Source organism: Kitasatospora sp. NPDC093558, assembly GCF_040683475.1.
Classification (GTDB): Bacteria; Actinomycetota; Actinomycetes; order Streptomycetales; family Streptomycetaceae; genus Kitasatospora.
On the sequence record NZ_JBFBDY010001136.1, the window covers coordinates 1 to 1,477 of the forward strand.

1 protein-coding gene and 1 pseudogene are annotated in these 1,477 nt (G+C 72.3%); both read left to right on the forward strand.

The window, feature by feature from the left end; translation table 11 throughout:
• Positions 1 to 409, forward strand: a pseudogene (locus tag AB0O00_RS39160) (NAD-dependent dehydratase); the annotation flags it as partial.
• The coding region (locus AB0O00_RS39165) for a DUF4910 domain-containing protein (protein ID WP_363659441.1) at positions 397 to 1,477 on the forward strand (1,081 nt) is incomplete at its 3' end. The pseudogene AB0O00_RS39160 and the gene AB0O00_RS39165, both read left to right, overlap by 13 nt.

Genomic DNA, 1,477 nt, shown 5'->3' on the forward strand with positions numbered 1-1,477 from the left:
GCTGGTGCACGCCGGCGACATCGCGCGGGCCTTCGCCGCCGCGCTGACCGCGCCGCGCGAGGCAGTGCACGACCGGGCGTTCAACATCGGCAGCGAGGTCAACAACGTCACGGTCGCCGAGATCGCCGCGCAGGTCACCGAGGCGGTGGCGGGCTCGGAGGTGGTGATCACCGGGGAGACCGGTGCCGATCCGCGGTCGTACCGGGTGGACTTCTCCCGGTTCCGCGCCGCGCTGCCCGGCTTCGAGTGCGAGTGGACGGTCAAGCAGGGCGCGCTCGAACTCGCCGACGCCTACCAGCGGTTCGGGCTGACCCGGCAGGACTTCGAGCGCCGCTTCACCCGGCTCGCCGTGCTGCGCGCGGCCTCCGAGGCCGGCGCCGTCGACGACACCCTGCGGTGGCGCCGGTGAGCACGCCAGGCGAGGAGATGCACGCCCTGGTGGAGCGGCTGTACCCGCTGTGCCGGAGCATCACCGGCGACGGCGTGCGCGCCACCCTGGAGATCGTCGGCGAGTACGTCCCGCTGCGGGTGCACGAGGTGCCGACCGGGACGCAGGTGCTCGACTGGACGGTGCCGCAGGAGTGGAACATCCGGGACGCCTACGTCGCCGACAGCGCCGGGAACCGGGTCGTCGACTTCGCCGCGTCCAGCCTGCACGTGCTCGGCTACAGCGTGCCGGTGGCCGCGACCATGCCGCGGTCCGAGCTGCGCGCCCACCTGCACACCCTGCCCGACCACCCGACCTGGGTGCCGTACCGCACCAGCTACTACACGCCTGACTGGGGGTTCTGCCTCGCCCAGGAGACCCTGGACGGGCTGCCGGACGGCGACTACGAGGTGCGCATCGACTCCACCCTCACGGACGGCCACCTCACCTACGCCGAGCACGTCGTCCCCGGGCAGGTCGCCGACGAGGTGATCGTCTCCTGCCACGTCTGCCACCCCTCGCTGGCCAACGACAACCTGGCCGGCATCGCGGTGGCGACGTTCCTGGCACGGGAGTTGGCGGAGCGGACGCCCTGGTACACCTACCGGTTCGTCTACGCCCCCGGCACGATCGGGGCGATCACCTGGCTGGCCCGCAACGCCGATCGCATCGAGCGCGTCAAGCACGGTCTGGTGCTGGCCTGCGCCGGCGACCGGGGCCGGCTGACGTACAAGCAGAGCAGGCGCGGCGACGCGGAGATCGACCGGGTGCTGCGGCACGTCCTGCGCACCTCCGAACGCCCCCACGACGTGGTCGAGTTCACCCCGTACGGCTACGACGAGCGGCAGTACTGCTCGCCCGGGTTCGACCTCGGCGTGGGCTCGCTCGGCCGGACCCCGTACGCCGGGTACCCCGAGTACCACACCTCGGCGGACAACCCGGACTTCGTCCGCCCGGAGGCGATGGCGGACACGCTCGCCGTCTGCCGCGAGGCCTTCGCCGTGCTCGACCGCAACCGGCGCTACTTCAACCTCAGCCCGTACGGCGAAC